At 58.2% G+C, this 18,980-nt stretch carries 20 protein-coding genes; 7 read left to right on the forward strand and 13 right to left on the reverse strand.

Annotation, left to right across the window (positions count from 1 at the left end; all coding sequences use genetic code 11):
• Window positions 1-6: 6 nt before the first annotated feature.
• The gene (locus tag G5149_RS08465; protein ID WP_005342956.1) at window positions 7-774 is read left to right on the forward strand and encodes a thiazole synthase; all 768 of its coding nucleotides are present in this window, start codon (window positions 7-9) and stop codon (window positions 772-774) included.
• Window positions 771-2,030 (forward strand): 2-iminoacetate synthase ThiH, encoded by a 1,260-nt coding sequence (thiH, locus tag G5149_RS08470; RefSeq protein WP_421212241.1) that lies wholly within the window; start codon window positions 771-773, stop codon window positions 2,028-2,030. Before G5149_RS08465 ends, thiH begins: the two co-directional genes overlap by 4 nt.
• Window positions 2,031-2,629: 599 nt before the next feature.
• Here the strand turns inward: thiH and G5149_RS08475 are convergent.
• The 3 genes from G5149_RS08475 to G5149_RS08485 form a co-directional block, all read right to left on the reverse strand.
• The gene (locus tag G5149_RS08475) at window positions 2,630-3,220 is read right to left on the reverse strand and encodes a hypothetical protein (protein WP_421212242.1); all 591 of its coding nucleotides are present in this window, start codon (window positions 3,218-3,220) and stop codon (window positions 2,630-2,632) included.
• Window positions 3,221-3,319: 99 nt separating this feature from the next.
• On the reverse strand, window positions 3,320-4,633 hold the full coding sequence (locus G5149_RS08480) for a DUF3644 domain-containing protein (protein WP_421212243.1): 1,314 nt from the start codon (window positions 4,631-4,633) through the stop codon (window positions 3,320-3,322).
• Between the two features lie 185 nt (window positions 4,634-4,818).
• Window positions 4,819-5,247, reverse strand: a complete 429-nt coding sequence (locus G5149_RS08485; RefSeq protein WP_421212244.1) for a GNAT family N-acetyltransferase — start codon at window positions 5,245-5,247, stop codon at window positions 4,819-4,821.
• Window positions 5,248-5,534: 287 nt separating this feature from the next.
• Between G5149_RS08485 and G5149_RS08490 the strand changes: the two genes are divergently transcribed.
• Entirely contained in the window at window positions 5,535-6,116 is a 582-nt protein-coding gene (locus G5149_RS08490) for a penicillin-binding protein activator LpoB (RefSeq protein WP_421212245.1), read from the forward strand.
• Between the two features lie 89 nt (window positions 6,117-6,205).
• Here the strand turns inward: G5149_RS08490 and G5149_RS08495 are convergent, their stop codons facing one another.
• The gene (locus tag G5149_RS08495; RefSeq protein ID WP_216952783.1) at window positions 6,206-6,841 is read right to left on the reverse strand and encodes a Vat family streptogramin A O-acetyltransferase; all 636 of its coding nucleotides are present in this window, start codon (window positions 6,839-6,841) and stop codon (window positions 6,206-6,208) included.
• A gap of 23 nt (window positions 6,842-6,864) precedes the next feature.
• Window positions 6,865-7,182, reverse strand: a complete 318-nt coding sequence (locus tag G5149_RS08500; RefSeq protein WP_058056329.1) for a DUF6968 family protein — start codon at window positions 7,180-7,182, stop codon at window positions 6,865-6,867.
• Between the two features lie 295 nt (window positions 7,183-7,477).
• On the opposite strand from G5149_RS08500, the gene G5149_RS08505 reads away from it, so the two are divergent.
• Window positions 7,478-8,368 carry a GGDEF domain-containing protein gene (locus G5149_RS08505; RefSeq protein WP_421212246.1) on the forward strand — a complete coding sequence of 297 codons (891 nt, stop codon included), beginning with the start codon at window positions 7,478-7,480 and terminating at the stop codon, window positions 8,366-8,368.
• A gap of 153 nt (window positions 8,369-8,521) precedes the next feature.
• Here the strand turns inward: G5149_RS08505 and G5149_RS08510 are convergent, their stop codons facing one another.
• Window positions 8,522-8,776, reverse strand: coding sequence for a hypothetical protein (locus G5149_RS08510; RefSeq protein ID WP_421212247.1), 255 nt, complete (start codon window positions 8,774-8,776; stop codon window positions 8,522-8,524).
• 64 nt (window positions 8,777-8,840) lie between these two features.
• Between G5149_RS08510 and G5149_RS08515 the strand changes: the two genes are divergently transcribed.
• Window positions 8,841-10,115 (forward strand): amino acid permease, encoded by a 1,275-nt coding sequence (locus G5149_RS08515; protein ID WP_421212248.1) that lies wholly within the window; start codon window positions 8,841-8,843, stop codon window positions 10,113-10,115.
• A gap of 66 nt (window positions 10,116-10,181) precedes the next feature.
• On the opposite strand, the gene G5149_RS08520 is transcribed toward G5149_RS08515, so the two are convergent.
• Window positions 10,182-10,820, reverse strand: coding sequence for an exopolysaccharide biosynthesis protein (locus G5149_RS08520; RefSeq protein ID WP_421212249.1), 639 nt, complete (start codon window positions 10,818-10,820; stop codon window positions 10,182-10,184).
• Window positions 10,821-11,071: 251 nt separating this feature from the next.
• On the opposite strand from G5149_RS08520, the gene G5149_RS08525 reads away from it, so the two are divergent.
• Window positions 11,072-11,695 carry an outer membrane beta-barrel protein gene (locus G5149_RS08525; protein ID WP_421212261.1) on the forward strand — a complete coding sequence of 208 codons (624 nt, stop codon included), beginning with the start codon at window positions 11,072-11,074 and terminating at the stop codon, window positions 11,693-11,695.
• Window positions 11,696-11,786: 91 nt separating this feature from the next.
• On the opposite strand, the gene G5149_RS08530 is transcribed toward G5149_RS08525, so the two are convergent.
• Window positions 11,787-12,710, reverse strand: a complete 924-nt coding sequence (locus G5149_RS08530; RefSeq protein ID WP_421212250.1) for a GGDEF domain-containing protein — start codon at window positions 12,708-12,710, stop codon at window positions 11,787-11,789.
• 505 nt (window positions 12,711-13,215) lie between these two features.
• On the opposite strand from G5149_RS08530, the gene amt reads away from it, so the two are divergent.
• A complete protein-coding gene (amt, locus tag G5149_RS08535; RefSeq protein ID WP_216979591.1) occupies window positions 13,216-14,643 on the forward strand; it encodes an ammonium transporter in 1,428 nt (475 codons plus the stop codon).
• An 82-nt stretch (window positions 14,644-14,725) separates the two neighbouring features.
• Here the strand turns inward: amt and G5149_RS08540 are convergent, their stop codons facing one another.
• The 5 genes from G5149_RS08540 to G5149_RS08560 all read right to left on the reverse strand — a co-directional run bounded on the left by G5149_RS08540 (window position 14,726) and on the right by G5149_RS08560 (window position 18,894).
• Window positions 14,726-15,193 carry a glycine zipper 2TM domain-containing protein gene (locus tag G5149_RS08540; protein ID WP_421212251.1) on the reverse strand — a complete coding sequence of 156 codons (468 nt, stop codon included), beginning with the start codon at window positions 15,191-15,193 and terminating at the stop codon, window positions 14,726-14,728.
• A gap of 97 nt (window positions 15,194-15,290) precedes the next feature.
• Window positions 15,291-15,788: a GNAT family N-acetyltransferase gene (locus G5149_RS08545; RefSeq protein WP_005340127.1), complete on the reverse strand. Its 498-nt coding sequence runs from the start codon at window positions 15,786-15,788 to the stop codon at window positions 15,291-15,293.
• 112 nt (window positions 15,789-15,900) lie between these two features.
• Window positions 15,901-16,305, reverse strand: a complete 405-nt coding sequence (locus G5149_RS08550; protein WP_005356534.1) for a nitrous oxide-stimulated promoter family protein — start codon at window positions 16,303-16,305, stop codon at window positions 15,901-15,903.
• An 87-nt stretch (window positions 16,306-16,392) separates the two neighbouring features.
• On the reverse strand, window positions 16,393-18,195 hold the full coding sequence (locus G5149_RS08555) for an aminopeptidase P family protein (RefSeq protein ID WP_421212252.1): 1,803 nt from the start codon (window positions 18,193-18,195) through the stop codon (window positions 16,393-16,395).
• A gap of 33 nt (window positions 18,196-18,228) precedes the next feature.
• Complete coding sequence (locus G5149_RS08560; RefSeq protein ID WP_041234058.1) at window positions 18,229-18,894, reverse strand: GntR family transcriptional regulator; 666 nt, start codon at window positions 18,892-18,894, stop codon at window positions 18,229-18,231.
• Window positions 18,895-18,980: the final 86 nt, after the last annotated feature.

The raw sequence follows: 18,980 nt of genomic DNA on the forward strand, positions 1-18,980 counted from the left end.
GCTGACATGCTCAAGATTGCCGATCACACCTTCTCATCGCGCCTCTTTACCGGCACCGGCAAGTTTGCCCGCCCGGAACTGATGGCCGCCGCCATCGAGGCGAGTGGCTCCCGGCTGGTCACCATGGCTATCAAGCGGCTTGAACCGGGCAAGGCCCACGACGATATCCTGAGCCCCTTGTTGCAGCTCGGGGTCAAGCTTCTGCCCAACACCTCAGGCGCCAAGACCGCCGCCGAGGCGGTATTTGCCGCCCACCTCGCCCGCGAGGCGCTGGGGACGAACTGGCTGAAGCTGGAGATTCACCCCGATCCGCGCTATCTGCTGCCCGATCCCATCGAGACACTGAAAGCCGCCGAGCAGCTGGTGAAAGAGGGCTTTGTAGTGCTGCCCTACTGCGGCGCCGACCCCGTGCTCTGCAAGCGGCTGGAAGAGGTGGGCTGCGCCGCCGTGATGCCGCTCGGCGCGCCGATTGGTTCGAATCAGGGGCTGGTAACCCGGGAGTTTCTCTCCATCATCGTCGAGCAGGCCAATGTGCCTGTGGTGGTGGATGCGGGGATCGGTGCGCCGAGCCACGCCGCCGCCGCCTTTGAGCTGGGTGCCGACGCCGTGCTGGTCAACACCGCCATTGCGGTGAGCGGCGACCCGGTCGCCATGGGCCGCGCCTTTGCGCTGGCCTGCACCGCCGGTCGCAGCGCTTATGAAGCTGGCCTTGGCGCCCGCGCCCTGCAGGCCCAAGCCTCCAGCCCGCTCACCGATTTTCTGGGGGCGTTATGAGTCATGATGCTGGCTCGGGGCAAGAGCCAATCGCCACGCCCTCTTTCTCGGTTTCTCACGAGGCCGATGTGTTTAGCCCCCCTCTCCCTCTGGGAGAGGGGCTGGGGGTGAGGGCACTGGGTGTAAGGGCTAAGGAGCCTTCTTTTCTCGACCGATGGCAGGAGCTGGAGTGGGACGATATCGGCATGCAGATCCGCGCCAAAACTGCCGCCGATGTGGCCCGCGCCCTGAGCGCACCCCGCCGCACCCTGGCCGATTTTATGGCGCTGATCTCCCCAGCCGCCGAAGCCTATCTGCCGCAGATGGCGGCCGAGGCCGAGCGGCTGACCCGCCAGCGCTTTGGCAACACCATCGGCTTCTATGTGCCGCTCTATCTGTCGAACCTCTGCGCCAACGACTGCACCTATTGCGGCTTCTCCATGAGCAACCGCCTCAAGCGCAAGACCTTGAATGCAGAGGAGATAGAGCGCGAGTGTCTGGCCATCAAGGCGCGCGGTTTTGACAGTGTGCTGCTGGTGACCGGCGAGCACGAGCACAAGGTGGGGCTCGCCTATTTTCGCGAGGTGATGCCCATCATCCGCCGCCACTTCAGCACGGTAGGGATGGAGGTGCAGCCCCTCTCGCAGGCCGACTATGCCGAGCTGAAAAGCCTCGGCCTCGACGCCGTTATGGTCTATCAGGAGACCTACCACGCCCCCACCTACGCCCGCCACCATCTGCGCGGCAACAAGCGGGACATCGCATGGCGCCTCGCCACACCGGATCGGCTCGGCCGTGCCGGTATCGACAAAATTGGCTTGGGGGCGCTCATCGGTCTCTCCTCGGACTGGCGCGCCGACAGCTACTTTGTCGCCGAGCATCTGAGCTGGCTTGAGCGCCACCACTGGCAGAGCCGCTACTCGCTCTCCTTCCCGCGCCTGCGCCCCTGCACCGGCGGACTTGAACCTGCCGTGGTCATGTCGGATCGCCAGCTGGCCCAGCTGATCTGTGCCTGGCGCCTCTTCTCGCCCACGCTGGACTTGTCCCTCTCCACCCGCGAGTCCGCCACCTTTCGCAACGGCGCGGTGCGCCTTGGCATCACCCAGATGTCGGCCGAGTCGCGCACCCAGCCGGGGGGCTATGCCGAAGGGGATGCGGAGGAGCTGGAGCAGTTCGCCATCCACGACGACCGCCCGGTCGGTGAAGTCGCCGCTGCCGTGCGACAGGCGGGGTTGCAGCCGGTGTTCAAGGACTGGGAACCCTTCTTGGGCCGATAGGGGCGGCCATGCCCCCCTTTGCCGGTGGCATCCCGGCGTCCAGCCAGACTCCGTGCCAGTGGTGAACAGGCACGGCTGCGCCGTGCAATCGTAGGGTCGATTAGCCGGTAGGCGTAATCGTCCGTTCCGAGGTATGGCGTTGGCGGCAGGGGCCGTTGTGTGGTGGCACGGCTTCGCCGTGCAGGACGCGAGGCCTCTGGCCTCGAAGGGGTTTCGCCCGCCCCTCGGGCCGGGGCGAGTGACTTTGGAAAGACCCGCTCTTTTCAAAAAATGCACCAAAGGTCTTCTCCCCCCGCTTATTCGCCCGACTTCGTCTCACCCGCTTGTCCGACGGCACGCGCCGACGGGCCTTTGGCCTTCGCCATCCATGGCTTCGGCCAAAGCCCGCTTCGAACATCCCTGTTCTCGCGCCTAATCGGGTCGAGCAGCGCTCGCCCTTTCCCGATTTGGCCCATGGCCCGGCGCCGCTCGCTCGACATCCTGTCTCGCGGCCTGGACAAGCGGGTTCGCCTCTGCGAATTAGAGGGGGACTAAGCCCTTATTTACCCCCAACGTTCAGTGTGGGATGTATGGATATGGTATGCACTTCGGTTATGGAGTTATTGGTAGTTCAGTTTTAAATCTTCTATAATTTCTTTTCTTATTGAAGATAAAACTGGACCTACGCTTCCTATTACAATCATTGCTTGTTCTGGTTTTACAGTCTCTTGACTTTCTTCAGCCATGTTACGCATTCTGTTAATACAGCCCATCAATTCCCCTATTGAAGTCATAATATTTGAATCTTCGTTAAAAAAGATGGCCTTTTGAGAACAATATTTATAAAGCTCTTCAAACTTGCGTGATGCATCACAAAGGGTGTTTATATCCTTGGTCTTAGAGTCAATAAACATAGGTACAACATACTGCTCCAATGTGATCTTGACATCAGCAGCCATTGAATATGCTTCAGAAAGTACATCAATCCGTTTGGCATGATTTGAATTTATTATGTAGGTCATTCTCTCCAAATCTGTGTGTAAGCTAGCTAAACTAGACTGATAGTTTGCTTCTATCTGTTTAAGTCTAAGTGAAAGCTCCTCACTTGATCTTCTTGCTGCATCAGCTTTTTTCTGTGACAATATGACCCCCAAGAGTGCAATTAGCGCAGAAATTATACTTGCTATCGCGGCTATAACTGCTGATTCCATTTTGGTAAAGTCCTCATAAATTTAGCTGTGCAGAGCATTGGTTGTAATACTCTGATATAAGGTGTGTTTTTATGCTTGGTGAAATACTATTCAGGAGATTTACTTATACACTTTCTGCTTTCTGGCTAGGTTGTAACTCCTCTTGGCATTTTTTAAATAATCACAGTGTTCCATTATTTTTTTGATAAACTCTTCGACTAACTCAATGGAGTAATAGTGTAGCTCTGGGTTTGCATTCTTATAATGGAACTTATTGTTACATGATTTCCACGAATTCTTGAATGCGACAGCATCGAAACAATTTTTATTTATTAGCGGTATGCCTGTTTTCTTATCATGTGACAAATGCTTTTTAAGAACACCCTCATCATATCTATCTTGTAGCCGAGAGTTTATTTCATTGATCGCATCCTTCTGTAAGAATGGATGGGTCTTTTCTCTATCGGTTGGCTTTTCTATTATTAGTGCTTGTCTAAGGGCTTCAATACCATCCTCCGCTCTGGTTAACGCAATAGTATTTCCTTGAGCATCATCGGTAGCAAATATTAGTTTTACATTAAGTGGAATGGCAAACTCAATGTCATTGCTTTGATTTACTTCATTTTCGATTGATGTCGCTAATTCTAGGATGTCATCAGCTATGTCACCATAAGTTGACTTCATTATAGATATAGGTGGTGATTTAAATTCACCAACTAAAGAAATCATGCCTGTGTGGCTATTGTTTATAAATGAAACCTCAGTGAAACTTTCGAATTGCGATGTGTAGTTAAGGACTCCAGACTGAAATACTCTGGATATAATTCCTTGTATCTCAGGCATAAGTAGATGAACAGCTTGATCTCTAAAATAAGCGACCTGCTCTATGTTTTTCCTTATTTTAGAGTTTGCAGGGTAATATCTTTCTAAGCACTCCCGTAAGGATATTGTTTCTTTGAATCCTTTAGTCTTGGTTCGAAAAATAGACTTTTCACCATCTCGTTCTATGAGCGCAGCCTTTAAAAATTGCTCCCACGCCGTGCAAAAGCACATTGAGAAAGCATCCATCTTGTTCTCCAAGGATGGCCTGTTGTATAACTCCAAGGCAAGAAGCATATTGTCTTTAGATTTTGCTAATAATGCTTTGGCTAATTTTGACCTGCAGTTGTGACCTAATCCTCTCCTGTTTTTGGATTGGGATAGTAATTTAGAGAACTCTACTTCTGATATATTTTGACAGTTGGATGCATCATATAAACCATCAGGGGTTTCACTGATGAAGTCTGCTAGTTGCCCTTTTATCCAATAAGTTCTGAATGTTGTTGCTTTCCATCCTGTTGCAGTCAGAACTTCTTCTAGGGAGAAAGAAATACCATTTTTTTCTTTTTCTTGAAGAAATAAAAACAATGAAGATAGAGACTTACTTATTTTCATAAACACCCCGAGACAATAATTATATATATTAAAAATCATCTTGTGGCAGTGTAGCTCCAACCAATCGCAGGATGAAGCATTTGAGTCTTTTAATGTGAGTTGGTGCACCCTCTGCATCGCCGATGCGAAATGATGGAATGTATGTTCTGGGGTATCCTCCCTTTGACAGGTGGCAGGATCTTCAATTAGTGCTCCTGCTTTTTCAGGAAGTAACTGATATGCCCCGGCGGCATATCGGGCAGCTGGCCAAAGACTTCGTAACCCTGCTTCTGGTAGAAGGGGAGGGCCTGAAAACTGGTGGTTTCCAGATGGTAGTTGCTGATGCCCTTGCCTTGGGCGTACTGCTCCATGGCGCCGAGCTGGCGGCCGCCCCAGCCATCGCGGCGGATGCTTTCATCGATCCAGAGCCAGTCGACGTGCAGCCAGCCCCACTTGATGTCGGCGATGATGCCGCCATGTACCTTGCCCTCTTTATCCTTGATAAAGCTGGCGATCCGCTCGCGCCGAAGTTCGTACAGTTGAGGGCCTGCCTGGCTGACGTTGTAGCCCGTCAGGCCAATGCGCAGCGCTTCAACATCATCGTCCTGAGGCGGTTGGGGGGGGGTGAGTTGCATAGTGCTTCCTGCTTGAGTGTGATGATCTCTGTCGGGTTGCGACGTGTTGTGCGCCGGGCTTACCGCTGCGTTACTGTTGATGTTTTACCGACACTACCCTAACGGAATCGGGTGGAGCCGTGCCAGCTTTTTCGTGGGCCCAGGTTCGCCAGTCTCTGTCGCCCTGTGGTGGTGGGCGTATCGACCCCGCCGGGGTTTGTCCCTAGCATAAGGAGGATGCGGGGCAGGGGCTCCGCCATGCGGGCATGTGTTGATGCCCGTTTACGGATTTCTGGCGGAGAGAAAAGATGAAGCTGCGTTCCTTGTTGATGGTGGGGGCCCTGCTGCTGGGCGGTTGTGCGGTCAATCCCTACGGTGGTACTCAGGCTCCTGTCAGTGAACCCGATCAGCCAGTGAGCCAGCCGGACAAGCCGGTGACCAAACCGGATAGCGGGGACGTTCAGCCCAAGCCGGTGGCGCCGACAGGACTGGCCCAGGCCATGGCCGATCTCTTTGTGCAGGCCCCCGAGGTGCGGGAGCTGGCGCAAACCGGTCAGCCGGTGCTGCTGCTCACCCCGCCCCAGAACGGCACCGGCGAGCCGGTGGACACCCGCGCCATGGCGGCGGCCATGAGCAAGCGCATCCAGAGCAAGAGCGGTTTTCATTTTGTCGACCAAGGGCAGGTGGCAGCCATCACCGGCCAGCTTGAGTATCAGCAGGGCAGGATGAACCCGGCCTCCCTGGTGCGGCTTGGCCGTCAGACCGGCGCCGGCTACATGCTCTACGGGGATCTGGTGGCCGAGGGGAGCCGTTATCGGTTGTCGATGACCCTGATGGAGCTGCGCAGCGGCGAGCTGATCTGGAGCGGTAGTCGCTCCGCCAGCCACTGAGCGGTCTGCGACCAATCAAAAAGAGGGTTGAGTGCCTGTGCGCTCAACCCTCTTCTCATTTCTGGCCCTATGCCTGATGGGGCTTGTCTCTAGCGGATTGCCGCTTCCAGCGCGGCTATCTCGCCGCCGCTGATAAGCGGCAGGTTACGGCTGATCTGCTCCACCGGCCAGTCCCACCAGGCGATGGCGTTGAGACGGGCTATGGTGTCGTCGTCGAAGCGGTAGCGGATCACCTTGGCGGGATTGCCGCCGACCACGGCATAGGCGGGCACGTCTCCGGTGACCACGGAGCGGGCGGCGATGATGGCGCCGTTGCCGACTTTTACTCCCGGCATGATCAGGGCGTCATAGCCAATCCAGACATCGTTGCCGATGACGGTATCCCCCTTGTAGGGGAGGCTGCCCGGGGCGGGGGCGGCATGCTCCCAGCCGTTGCCGAAGATAAAGAAGGGGTAGGTGGAGAAGCCGGAGGTCTGGTGGTTGGCGCCGTTCATGATGAACTTCACCCCGCGGGCGATGGCGCAGAACTTGCCGATGATGAGCTTGTCGCCGATGAAGGGAAAGTGGTAGAGAACGTTGCGCTCGAAGCCCGCCGAATCCTCCGGGTCGTCGTAATAGGTGTAGTCACCCACCTCGATATTGGGCCCCTTGATGGTGTTCTTGATAAAACACACCTGGGGGAAGCCATTCATGGGGTGGGGATTGGCGGGATCGGGTCCGTGCATCCGGGCTCCTAGGGTTGGCCGGGCTAGAGCGCCGGGAAGTAGCAGGCGCTCATGTCGATAGGGTGATCGGGGCAGCCTGGCAGATAGAATTGCCAGCCCGCATCGGAGAAGGCGCGCAGTTCAGTTTCGACAAACTTGATGGCGAGGCTCAGGGCCTGCAGGCTGTCGATGCCGTAGATAAAGGTTTTGTCGCTCAGCCCCGCCAGCTTCACCTTGCAGCGCCAGTCACCGCTGGCGGACTTGGGATCCGGCTCGGGGGCCTTGATGGCGATCTTGAGGGTGAGCTGTTCCCCTTCGGTACTGATAGCGTCGAAGCGGGCGGTAACGATGGCGTTCTTCATCCTGCAACTCCTTGTGCGATTCCCCTCCTGCGGCATCGGGCTGCGTCTCCATGGAGGGATAAAAATGGGGGCGAGCCAAAGGAGCCTAAACGAAGCCTCTTTTTGAAACAATGGGATATGGGGGGATCCCGGTGGTTTGCGTGTTGCGACGGGCTGTTTCACCACGCGGGGTACACTTGCTGTAAAGGATTGTTGGCTACCGCTGCAAATCTATCTCTTATGCTGATTGCTGGTGGATCATCGGGTTGGGGCACAATATACGGCCCCTGTTGGCCGCTGAAGTACAGGAGCATCTATGACACTGTCGGTATTGCAGCTTTACGAGGTGATGGCCCAGTTGCCCGACCCGGTCTTTATCCTGAGTGAAGATGGTTATTACGTTGAATACATAGGAGGCATGGAGCAGCAATCCTATCAGGACGGCAATCCGCTGGCAGGGAAGCAGTTGCGGGATGTGCTGCCGGAGACGATGGCGCTCTGGGTGATGGCGCAGGTCGCGCTGGCGCTGGATAGCGGCCAGGTTCAGGTGGTCGAGTACGATCTGGCGGCCAGCGAGGTGGGTGGCATTGATGCCGGTGTCGGGCCACAAGGGATACAGCGCTTTGAGGGCAAGATTGCTCCTCTGCCCTCCCTCTATGACGGCAAGCGGGCGGTAGCCTGGGTGACCCGCAATATTACCCGCCAGTACGAGTTGCAGCAGCGATTGCTGCGTCAGAGTGAAACCGACCAGCTGACCGGTCTCTACAATCGCCATTTTTTCTTCGAGCACTGTCAGCCGTTGCGGGCAGGGGAGGCGCCCTGTGGCCTTATCATGCTCGACATCGATCACTTCAAGCAGATCAACGATCACTACGGTCATCAGCAGGGAGATCGGGCCTTGCAGCGATTCAGTGGCTGCATCGATGCCCTGTTGCGGGCGGACGATCTCTTTGTGCGCAGCGGCGGCGAGGAGTTTCTGATCCTTTTGCCACGGATCGATGAAGCCGGTTTGCTGCAGATAGCGGAGCAGATCCGTGCCGCTGTCGAAGCATTGCCTGCCGATCCGGTCGCCATCACGGTCAGTCTGGGCACAACCCTGGTGCAGCCGGAGGAGGAGATCAATCAGGCGCTGGCCCGGGCCGACGAGTGGCTCTATCGAGCCAAGCGGGCAGGCCGCAACCGGGTAGCACACTGCCCGGCAGGTTGAGAGAGTCTATCCGGTCGCATGGCGGAAATAGCCCGTTCTTTTACTCTAAATAAGTTGACTGACATCACTGTCAATTAGTAGAAAAGTTGGGCTTATTATTTAACTCATATTCTAAAGGATAAGGTGTTAATATTATCGGCCTGATCGCTGGTCTTATTTATGTTGTTGGGCAACAGGATGAGGTTTTATCGGTATGTTATCAAAAGGGTTTGAATCTGGTTCTTGATGACGAATGTGACACATTTCGTTGTCTTTTGAAACAATCTGATTCAAACGGTCATGAATTATTAACCTTGACCAGGTTGGCGATTTCAACGATGGTAGCGTGGCAGCTCCGTTCCCTTCCGGTGGCCCTATTGGCCACTGGCGGTGTTGTTCTTTCACGAACAGGGCGATCTGCCATGACATATCGCCAGCCTGTTATTCGGGCCAATAAAAATAATGATGACAGACTAATAAGGTATATATTGCAATGAGTGTTTCTATTGCTGAAAAGAGTAACCCTGTTTCAAAATTGAAATGGGAGAAAAGCGATTCGGTATGGACCATGGGCTTATATGCCACTGCGGTTGGTGCCGGTACGTTATTTCTCCCTATTACGGTTGGCAGTAATTCTCCGGTTATTTTGCTATTTATATTATTGCTGGCTTTCCCGCTCTCTTATTATTCCCACCGGGCATTGAGCCGCTTTGTGCTCTCCAGCTCCCATAAGGAAGGGGATATCACCCATGTGGTGGAGGAGCACTTCGGTGCCAGAGCGGGCAAGCTGCTGATGCTGGTCTATCTGATGGCCTTCTACCCCATCATTCTGGTCTACAGCATCTCTATCACCAATGCGATCCAGAGCTTCGTGGTTCACCAGCTGGGGGACGCCGAGCTTCCCCGCGGCTTGCTGGTGCTGGGGGTGATGCTGGGCCTGCATCTGATCCTGTTGGCTGGCAAACAGATCGTGGTGTCGGCCATCAGCGTGCTGGCTCTGCCGATGGTCGCCTTTCTGATTGGCCTATCCATCTATCTGCTGCCCCAGTGGAGCCTCTCCTATTTCAGCGAGAGTCAGGCAGTGGAGTGGCGTGATCCGGCGTTCTGGAAATCCCTCTGGCTGATCGTGCCGGTGATGGTGTTCTCCTTCAGCCATGCGCCCATTATCTCCTCCTTCAGTGCGGCGCAGAAGAAGCGTTGTCAGGAGAGTGCCGACCTGCGTGCCAAGCGGATCATCAAATACAGCAGCATGCTGATTTGCGGCAGCGTGCTCTTTTTCGTGGTGAGCTGCGTGATGAGCCTGAGTCAGGCCGAGATGGCGCTGGCCCGCACCGACAATATCTCCGTGCTGTCGGCGCTGGCGAACAAGTTCTCCAATCCGCTGATCGCCTATGTGGGGCCGCTTATCGCCATTCTGGCCATGTCCAAATCCTTCCTCGGCACCTCCATGGGGGTGAGCGAGGGGACGGTGAGCATGGTGAGCGGTGCCTGTCAGGGGCTGGGGCTCTCTCTCAAGGAGTCGACCATCGCCCGGGTGTCGTCGGTGATCCTGTTTCTGGTGACCGCCCTCATCACCTATCTGAACCCCAATGTGCTCGACATCATCGAACGCGTCAGTGGCCCGCTGATCGCGGTGATCCTGTTTCTGCTGCCAGCCTGCTCTATCTATCGCTTGCCCGCACTCAAGCGTTATCGCGGGCCGAGTACCCTTTTTGTGTTGGTGATGGGGCTGCTTGCCATCTCGGCCCTTATCTACGATCTGCTTTGACCGGGCAGTATCCCGCACAAATCCAAAAGGGCGACCATCTGGTCGCCCTTTTTCTGTGCATCGGGGTTAGCCGAGCAGGCCGGTGGCGCTCTGGCCCGCCATCAGCAAGCCGATGGCCAGCACGCTGAACCAGACCAGGGTTGCGCTTACCAGCAGATAGCCGCTGGCGACGAACAGACCGTCCCGCTGCAACATGCCGGTGGCCAGCAGCAGGATGGCCCAGGCAGGCATGGCGTTGGTGAAGGGGATGGCGCCCAGGGGTAGCATCAGCAGCAGGGCGGCCAGCATGATCAGCAGACCGTTGCAGCGGTTGACCGTGCTGCTGCCGGTCAGCACCAGCAGACGCGGGCGGATAACGCGATCGACACGGGCCAGCAGAGCTGCCCCCTTGTGCAGGGTCGGCTTGAGCTGGTCGGCGGCGAAGCGGCGCTCCATCAGGATGGCGGGCAGCCAGGGCACCCGGTTGAGGGTGATGCCGATACCGATAAAGAGGATCAGCAGGCCAAACGGGGTGCTTACGCCGGGGATGGAGACCGGCAACAGAAAGGGGACGGTGAGCAGGACGCAAAACAGCAGCATGCCCTGTTCGCCCACCAGCTCCAGCATCTGGCGCAGGCTGATGTGGCTTTCGTCGATGGCGTGCGCGGTGGCCCGCAGGGTATCCGCGAGGGTGGTTTGGGGGTCGTGAAGTTGCGCGGCAACCATTCCCTGATGTCCTTCTGAGTGGTGATCACGGGCTCCGATGACCCGATTTGGCGCCAGCATACGTGGCAGAGGTTAACCGTCGATGAATGGTGATGGGTGTTACATAGCGGCGGTTGTCGCGTTGCTTGGCAGAGGTTTCGGCGAGGGGATATCGCGCACTGAAAGTGATCCGGTACAGCCGCCATTTAGGATGGGCGCAGGATGCCTCTGGTATGCTTTCTGCACAATCACACAGGGAGCAGGGGACGATGATGAAGAGAGCCGGGATAGCGATGATGGGGCTGTTGCTGCCACTGGGGCAGGCCTGGAGTAGCGAGGCTGCGACCACATCTGGTTGGCAGGTGACGCCGTTTTTCGGCTACAGCTCAGCCATCGACTTCGAGAAGAGTGACGAGGTGGTGCAGCCGGTCTCGCGCTCGGCCTCGCTCGATTCACTGCAGGGGCAGGGCTCCGGCAGTTGGGGTCTCTTTATCAGCAAGGAGGTGGATGATCCGGGCATGATCGAGCTGCTCTACAGCCATCAGTCCACCACCCTCTCTCCCGACCAGCCGGATCGCCTGACGGTGGACATCCTGCACTTTGCCGGTGCTCTGACCCTCTCTGACAACCTGATGGCGCCCTATATCGGCGCCGGGATCGGGGTGACCCGCTTTGCCGCTTACGACAGCGAGGTGACCCCTTCCATGTCGCTGGCGCTCGGGGTGCAACCGCGCCTCGCCGAGCATCTGGCGCTGCGGGCCGAGGTGCGCGGTTATGGCTCGCTGGTTAACGACAACAACCAGTTTCTCTGCAACCCGGAGCAGTGCGTGTTCAAGGTACGCGGGGAGCTGGTGACCCAGTGGCAGGCCAATATCGGTCTTACCTTCCGCTTTTAGGTGGGGGGATTTCCCCCCATAAAACAGGGGCCCCTGGGCCCCTGTTTCAGCAGCAATGTTCCGCAGTGACCGGCAATCAACCGGCAGCTCTTCACGCCTCTTTATTAGTCGGCGTCGCCCATACCGCGCAGTTTCTACCCGCCTCCTTGGCGCCATAAAGCGCCTGATCCACCCGTTTGAACAGCGAGACGGCCGGCTCCCCGGGCTCGCGGATCCCCATCCCCAGACTGACCGTCATGGTATGGGTCGGGTCGGGGGCTATGGTGCGGGTCGCAGTGAGCAGGGTGTTGGTCAGTTGCTGCAAATCGGCTTCGTGAGCGACGGGCAGCAGCAGGGCAAACTCTTCACCACCGACACGGGCCGCCAGCGCACCCGGTGGGCAGTGCTGTTGCAACAGCTCGCCAAACTGCTGCAACACCCGATCCCCGATATCGTGGCCGTAGTTGTCATTGATCCGCTTGAAGTGATCCAGGTCCAGCAGGATGAGGGCATGGCAAACCCCTTGCTCCAGAAACAGCTGCTGATGAAAGTAGCGCCGGTTTGGCAGCTTGGTCAGATCGTCAAACAGCGCCTGCTCTCTGAGCCGGGTATTGATATGAAAGAGGTGGTGCATGGTGCTCAGGATGCCGATGCTGCTGAGCAGGATGCCGCTGGAGCGCAGCAGATCCTCGGCATAGATGGCGAGCCAGAGCGGCTGCGCCACCAGCTCATCCATGATGTCGGCGGTGGCCCCCATGATCCACAGCATCAGACCGCAGGAGAGCATGCGGTAGGTGTGGGTGGGCAGGTGGGCGCACTGCACCACCCAGAACAGGAACAGCATGGTGAGCCAGTTGATCACCTCGAAGCCAAAGCTGACGGCGTAAAAGCGCTCGTAAGGGAAGTGGGGCAGCAGCAACAGATGCAGGGCCATGATGGCCAGCATCACTATCCCCAGCAGCGCGATGTGGGCGCGATGCTCCCGGTCGAGATGACGGTAGTGGGAGAGGCTGATGTCGAGACGATCGAACTGCATGGTGTTCCTCGGATTGGGCCTGCCATCAGCTTGCAAACAAGGGGCTGTGTAATGGCATGCCGTGGTCGGATAACAGGAAACGGCTGGTCTGTCAGTGTAAACGAGCGGGCCCGCAGCGCGCGATATCGATGACGTCAGCTTGTGGGCTGGCTCAGGGTTTGCGCACTTCTGGTGCGCGACGTATCGCCTGCCCTGTGACAGGGCGACCCAGGGCAGGTTAGCGCAGCTCATGCGCTAAATTGGTGCATTGATAATGCATGATCTTTATAACGCAATGATTTAAAAGGATTTAAATTTGTGGCCCGCTTTATGCTTTTTACATGTCAGACGGTCTCTTGCGGTCATCGGCGGCAGACGCAGTGATGAGGAAGTGGCAAGAGGCATCCCCGTGCCGGGCGCGGGTGTGATTCTGGCGGGTTGCAGCAACACCTTGCGGTTCGCCACAGATTCAATCAGGGAAACGGAGCCGGTCTTGTACCGGTACGACAGGGAAGGAGAGTGCTCTATGGTCAAAAAATGGATGATGGCGGGTCTGACGATGTTGCCTGCCTTGCTGGTTACCCCAAGTTGGGCCGAAGAGGTCGCTCAGGTACAGGCGGCGGTGGCACCGGTTGCCGCCATGACAATCAACAAGGGTGACAACACCTGGATGCTGCTCTCGGCGGCCCTGGTGATCCTGATGTCGATCCCCGGTCTGGCCCTCTTCTACGGTGGTCTGGTGCGGGCCAAGAATATGCTGAGCGTGCTGATGCAGGTCTTTACCCTGTTCTGCCTTATCTGCGTGCTCTGGGTAATTTACGGTTATTCACTGGCCTTTACCGAGGGGGGCAATTTCTACGGCTCCTTCAGCAAGGTGCTGCTCAAGGGGGTGACCCCTGACTCCATCGCCGCCACCTTCAGCAAGGGTGTCGGGATCAGCGAGCTGATCTATGTGGTGTTCCAGGGGGCCTTTGCCGCCATCACCTGCGGCCTTATCGTGGGGGCGTTTGCCGAGCGCATCAAGTTTGCCGCCGTGCTGCTCTTCTCGGTGATCTGGTTCACCTTCGCCTATATCCCGCTGGCTCATATGGTGTGGTATTGGGCGGGTCCGGATGCCTATACCAGCGCCGAAGCCGCAGCAACCGCGACCGCAACTGCCGGGTATCTGTTCCAGCATGGTGCGCTGGACTTTGCAGGCGGCACCGTGGTGCACATCAACGCCGCTGTGGCGGGTCTGGTGGGTGCCTATCTGGTGGGCAAGCGTCTGGGCTACGGTCGTGATCCCATGACCCCCCACAGCCTGACCATGACCATGATCGGTGCCTCCCTGCTCTGGTTCGGCTGGTTCGGTTTCAACGCGGGCTCCGCGCTGGAAGCCAACGGGGTGGCTGCGCTCGCCTTTATCAACACCTGGGTGGCGCCGGCTGCGGCAGCTCTGTCATGGACGCTGGCCGAGTGGGTGATGAAGGGGCGTCCCTCCCTGCTGGGTGCGGCGTCCGGAGCGGTGTCCGGTCTGGTGATGATCACCCCGGCGGCCGGGTTTGTCGGTGTTGGTGGCGCGCTGGTGATGGGTCTTGTCAGTGGTGTGGCCGGTCTGTGGGGCGTCCACGGTCTCAAGCGTCTGCTGGGGGCCGATGACAGCCTGGACGTGTTTGGCGTACACGGGGTGTGCGGCATTCTCGGCGCCCTGCTGACCGGCGTCTTTGCCAGCCCGGATCTGGGCGGCACCGGGGTGTGGGACTATGTTACCAATCAGGTTGCCGAGGGGTACTCCATCCTGACTCAGGTGAAGATCCAGGCTATCGGGGTCGGTGTCACCCTGCTCTGGTCCGGTGCCGTGGCGGCGATTGCCTTCAAGGCGGTCGATATGCTGATCGGGCTGAGGGTCAATGGCGATGCCGAGCGGGAAGGGCTGGATGTCACCTCCCACGGCGAGAAGGCTTACAGCATGTAATCCAGAACGTCAGACAACAAAAAACCGCCGGAACCGGCGGTTTTTTTATGGCTCGAGGGTGGCGAAACCTTGGTTCACACGCTTAATTCACGACGGCCACGTTGATGCTGCCATTGCCCTGGGTCATGCGTACCCGCGCGCCCGGCACGAAGGTGGGGCTGGCTTTCTGCACCACCACGATGGCTTCGCCGTTCTCTTTCTTGATCTCCAGCTCGACCCCGTCGACCTGGTTGAGTTTGTCGCCAGCGGCCTTGCCGGCTGCCGCGCCGGCAATGGCACCACCTGCTGTGGCGATATCACGGCCGGTGCCGCCGCCTATGGTGCTGCCCAGCAGGCCGCCGACCACGGCGCCGCCAATAGTGCCAATCAGGGAGTTCTCATCGGCCTGGATCTTCACCGGGCGGGTGGAGATGATGGTGCCATAGCTTACGGTTTGTACCTGTTTGGCACGGTCTTTGGTGTAGACATCGCCAGAGTAAACATCGCTGTTGGCGCAACCGGTGATGGTGGTTGCTGCCAGCAGGGCAATAAGGGTCATACGCTTCAACATGGTGGGCCTCCTGGGCTGCACGTAATTTGAACAATTCGGTTGATGAGTGAACTTTACTCCAACCCCGTCACACATGAAATCGGCAAAATGTAACCAATTATGCGTTCTGTAACCGGTTTTGTCCTTGAATCGCAGCTGTACCGGAGAGGGTTTTAACCAGCAGCAGACGGTCTTCTCCGGGGCCGAAATAGTCGGCTACTTCCGCCTGCAATGTGTAACCGAGCCGGTAGTAGAGGCGCTGGGCCGGATTGGCCGGATCGACCGTGAGCCGCAGTTCGCTGATCTGCAGCGCCTGCTGGTTGGCCTCCATCTGGCGCATCATTCGCTCGGCCAGACCAAAACCGCGCGCCTCGGGCAGCACCGCCAGCGAGAGCACCCAGCCTTGCGACCGCTCCTGACCGAATCCCCCCAGCACATACCCCACCAGCTGCCCCTCGTATTCGGCCACCAGCAACAACTCTGGCCACAAATCCATCGCTTGACGAAAGAAGAAGGCGGGATAGACATCTTCGCCAAACACCTTGGCATCGATCTGCCAGATGGCGTGCATGTCATTGTGGGTAGCGGTGCGTAGCAGGGGCGGGTTGTGGTGCATCAGGACTCCATTGGAAACAAACGGATCGGCAACGCCGCTGACCTTGGGGTCAACGGCAAAAAAGGAGTCATAGGGTAGTGGTCATCCCCTGCCGGATGCAAGGGATTGGCGGTTATGGCGGCAGGGGGCGGCTCTGGGGCAGTTTGGGCGCCTTGCGCAAGCCGTCGAGCAGGTGGCGGAGGGTGAGCCAGGGGTGGCGCAGCAACATGCGCGGGCCGCTCCACTTCATCACCTGCTGGATCTGTTTGCGCATCGCCGGTGCGTAGCAGTGGATATTGCAGTTGGCACAGGTGGGTTTGTGGCCGTGGCCATAACGGCAGCGACGAAGGCGCTGATGGGCGAAATCCCGCAACTGGCGACAGTGGCGGCAATGGGGATCCTGATGATGGTGCTGGCAGTAGAGGCGGATCATGGCGCTGACCGTCTGCTGCTCGCGCATGAGTCTGGGATGGTCACTCGCCTTTTTGCTGGCTGCGGCGTGTGAGCCCCGGGCTGGGCTGGCATGATGACTTTTCATGGCCGCCATTCTCCTGACCTGCTCGCTTTGGGTGTTGATACAGGTCAAAAGGGGGGATAAAAAACAGGGCCCGCAGGCCCTGTGTCATCAGATGAGGCTGGTTGCCTGCTCCAGCCAGGCGAGATCCTCGCCCTCGAGCAGTGGGCTCAGGCGGCGGAACACCTCGACATGGTATTCGTTGATCCAGCGGAATTCGGCCGGGCTCAGCAGGCTGCGATCGATCAGGCGGGTATCGAACGGAACATAGGTCAGGCGCTCGAAGCCCAACATCGGCAGCTCACCGATCTGCTCCAGCTCGGTCACCACCACCAGGTTTTCACAGCGGATGCCGAAGCCATCTTCGCGGTAGTAGCCCGGCTCGTTGGAGAGCACCATGCCCGGCTGCAGGGCGACCATGCTCCCTTTCGGGGCGATGCGCTGGGGCCCTTCGTGGACGCTCAGGAAGTGGCCGACGCCGTGGCCGGTGCCGTGGTCGTAGTTGTAACCGGCTTGCCACAGCGGCATGCGGGCCAGCACGTCGAGCTGGATACCGGCGGTGCCGCGCGGGAAGCGGGCCTGATCCAGCGCAATATGTCCCTGCAGCACCCGGGTAAACATCGCCTTCTGCTCATCGGTCACCTCACCCACCTTGATGGTGCGGGTGATGTCGGTGGTGCCATCCAGATACTGGGCGCCGGAGTCCAGCAGATAGAGGCTGTCCTGGCCGAAGGGGCGCGGGGTGCCATTGGTATGGCGGTAGTGGCACATGGCGGCGTTGGGGCCGAGTGCCGAGATGGTGTCGAAGCTCGGCTCGACGTAGTGTTCCTGCTCGCGGCGGAACGCTTCCACCTGATCGGCCAGGGTGCCTTCATCCACTCCCTCGAATTCGCCGGAGGCGATCAGCCGATCCAGCCAGGCGAGGAAGCGGGTCATAGCCACGCCATCGCGCAGGTGGGCGGCGCGCATGCCGGTCAGCTCGATCTCGTTTTTGCACGCTTTCGGCAGCATGGTTGGATCCTGGCCTGCCACCAGAATGGCACCCGCCTCTTCCATGATGAGCTGGGTCCAGGCATTGGCCGTGTCCGGATCGGCCAGCACCTTTTGCTGATCTTCACCGATGCGTTGCAGCACATCTTCCAGCTTGTCGACAGGATAGACGGAGACATCCTGGCCCACGTGTTGACTGAAGGCGAAGCAGTCGATCTTGTCGGTATCGACGAAGAAATCCATGGTGGTGTTGGCGTAGAGCACGGCAAAACCGAGCACCACCGGCAGCCGCTCGATGTCGCGGCCACGCAGGTTGAGCAGCCAGTTGATCGGCTCGGCCTGGGTCAGCAGCACGGCATCCAGCCCGCGCTTGCGCAGATCACTGGCCAGCATTTCACGTTTGGCCTGGCTGGACTGGCCCGCAAGCTCCTCGCTGTAGAGGATGACCGGTGCCTTGGGGGGCTCGGGGCGATCGCTCCAGTTCAGGTCGATGGGGTTCTGCTCGACTCGCACCAGCTCGATACCGCGCTCGGCCAGCACTGCCTTGGCGTTCTTGTACCAGGTCAGACTGTGCAGACGGGCGTCGAAACCGACCCGGGTGCCGGAGGGGAGTTGTTCAGCCAGCCACTGCACGTGGGGATTTTCGATGAGGTGGAGCAACTCGAACAGTTCGGACGGCGCCTGCATGCGGGCCTGTACCGTATAGCGACCATCGACAAAGAGGGCGGCACGCTGGGCCATGATGATGGCAACGCCGGCAGAGCCATTGAACCCGGTGATCCAGTCAAGCCGCTCGGCACAAGCGGGAATGTACTCGCCGAGGTGCTCATCATCGTGGGGGACGATAAAGGCGTCCAACTCCTGCATGGCCAGCTCGGCCCTGACTTGGGCGACGCGGGTTTCAATTATCTCGAAATTATTCATGTCGTTAGTGCCAGATGGTTGCTATATGAGTGTTCAGTTTTTATGGCCGCTGGCCAGGATCTGTTTGATCGACTGGCCCGCCGCCTCGATATGCTGCCTGAGCAGCACCACCGCCTCGTGCTTGCGCCGGGTGCGGCACAGTTCCAGCAATTGGGCGTGTTCACGTTCCGCCTTGTCTACACCGCCCTGGGCAAAGAGCAGCTCGAAGCGGACATAGCGGTCACAGCTCAGATTGATCTGGGCGATCAGGTCAAGTGCCTGGGGGCGACCGGCAGCCTGATAGAGGGTGGCGTGAAAGCTGTGATTCAACTCGGCCCAATGTTCGATCTGGGTGCCTGACTCCAGGGCGTGATCAAATTGGGCGAGGATCGCCTCCGCTTGCGCGAAGGTGGCTTCCGTCATCTTGTCGACGGCGTGAAACAGGGTATCGGCTTCCAGCAGCGCTCGCAAATAAAAGAGCTCGTCGATGGCCGAGGCGTCCAGCATGGTGACCACTGCGCCGCGATGGGCTTCGAACTTGACCAGCCCCTGCGCCTCCAGCTGCATCAGGGCTTCGCGCACCGGGATGCGGCTAACGGCCAGCTCTTTGGCAATGGCATCCTGACGCAAGGGGGCGCCAGCTGGGAACTCCCCACGGAGGATCCGGCCACGGAGGTTTTCCATCACCATCTGGGTTCGGGTCTTGTAGGGTGGGGTCATGGTCGGGTCACGATTGGGCGTTACAAAATTGTATATTGTATAAAGTTTGGCTGAATCTACCCCGTCAGGGCTGGCAAGGCAAGGTT

It is taken from the genome of Aeromonas sp. 600479 (assembly GCF_049175515.1).
GTDB classification, from domain to species: Bacteria; Pseudomonadota; Gammaproteobacteria; order Enterobacterales; family Aeromonadaceae; genus Aeromonas; species Aeromonas veronii_A.

Excerpts from the sequence above, each read along its gene's own strand:
- G5149_RS08465 (WP_005342956.1), top strand. The coding sequence starts at position 7 with ATGCTCAAGATTGCCGATCACACCTTCTCATCGCGCCTCTTTACCGGC.
- thiH (WP_421212241.1), top strand. The coding sequence starts at position 771 with ATGAGTCATGATGCTGGCTCGGGGCAAGAGCCAATCGCCACGCCCTCT.
- G5149_RS08475 (WP_421212242.1), bottom strand. The coding sequence starts at position 3,220 with ATGGAATCAGCAGTTATAGCCGCGATAGCAAGTATAATTTCTGCGCTA.
- G5149_RS08480 (WP_421212243.1), bottom strand. The coding sequence starts at position 4,633 with ATGAAAATAAGTAAGTCTCTATCTTCATTGTTTTTATTTCTTCAAGAA.
- G5149_RS08485 (WP_421212244.1), bottom strand. The coding sequence starts at position 5,247 with ATGCAACTCACCCCCCCCCAACCGCCTCAGGACGATGATGTTGAAGCG.
- G5149_RS08490 (WP_421212245.1), top strand. The coding sequence starts at position 5,535 with ATGAAGCTGCGTTCCTTGTTGATGGTGGGGGCCCTGCTGCTGGGCGGT.
- G5149_RS08495 (WP_216952783.1), bottom strand. The coding sequence starts at position 6,841 with ATGCACGGACCCGATCCCGCCAATCCCCACCCCATGAATGGCTTCCCC.
- G5149_RS08500 (WP_058056329.1), bottom strand. The coding sequence starts at position 7,182 with ATGAAGAACGCCATCGTTACCGCCCGCTTCGACGCTATCAGTACCGAA.
- G5149_RS08505 (WP_421212246.1), top strand. The coding sequence starts at position 7,478 with ATGACACTGTCGGTATTGCAGCTTTACGAGGTGATGGCCCAGTTGCCC.
- G5149_RS08510 (WP_421212247.1), bottom strand. The coding sequence starts at position 8,776 with ATGTCATGGCAGATCGCCCTGTTCGTGAAAGAACAACACCGCCAGTGG.
- G5149_RS08515 (WP_421212248.1), top strand. The coding sequence starts at position 8,841 with ATGAGTGTTTCTATTGCTGAAAAGAGTAACCCTGTTTCAAAATTGAAA.
- G5149_RS08520 (WP_421212249.1), bottom strand. The coding sequence starts at position 10,820 with ATGGTTGCCGCGCAACTTCACGACCCCCAAACCACCCTCGCGGATACC.
- G5149_RS08525 (WP_421212261.1), top strand. The coding sequence starts at position 11,072 with ATGAAGAGAGCCGGGATAGCGATGATGGGGCTGTTGCTGCCACTGGGG.
- G5149_RS08530 (WP_421212250.1), bottom strand. The coding sequence starts at position 12,710 with ATGCAGTTCGATCGTCTCGACATCAGCCTCTCCCACTACCGTCATCTC.
- amt (WP_216979591.1), top strand. The coding sequence starts at position 13,216 with ATGGTCAAAAAATGGATGATGGCGGGTCTGACGATGTTGCCTGCCTTG.
- G5149_RS08540 (WP_421212251.1), bottom strand. The coding sequence starts at position 15,193 with ATGTTGAAGCGTATGACCCTTATTGCCCTGCTGGCAGCAACCACCATC.
- G5149_RS08545 (WP_005340127.1), bottom strand. The coding sequence starts at position 15,788 with ATGCACCACAACCCGCCCCTGCTACGCACCGCTACCCACAATGACATG.
- G5149_RS08550 (WP_005356534.1), bottom strand. The coding sequence starts at position 16,305 with ATGAAAAGTCATCATGCCAGCCCAGCCCGGGGCTCACACGCCGCAGCC.
- G5149_RS08555 (WP_421212252.1), bottom strand. The coding sequence starts at position 18,195 with ATGAATAATTTCGAGATAATTGAAACCCGCGTCGCCCAAGTCAGGGCC.
- G5149_RS08560 (WP_041234058.1), bottom strand. The coding sequence starts at position 18,894 with ATGACCCCACCCTACAAGACCCGAACCCAGATGGTGATGGAAAACCTC.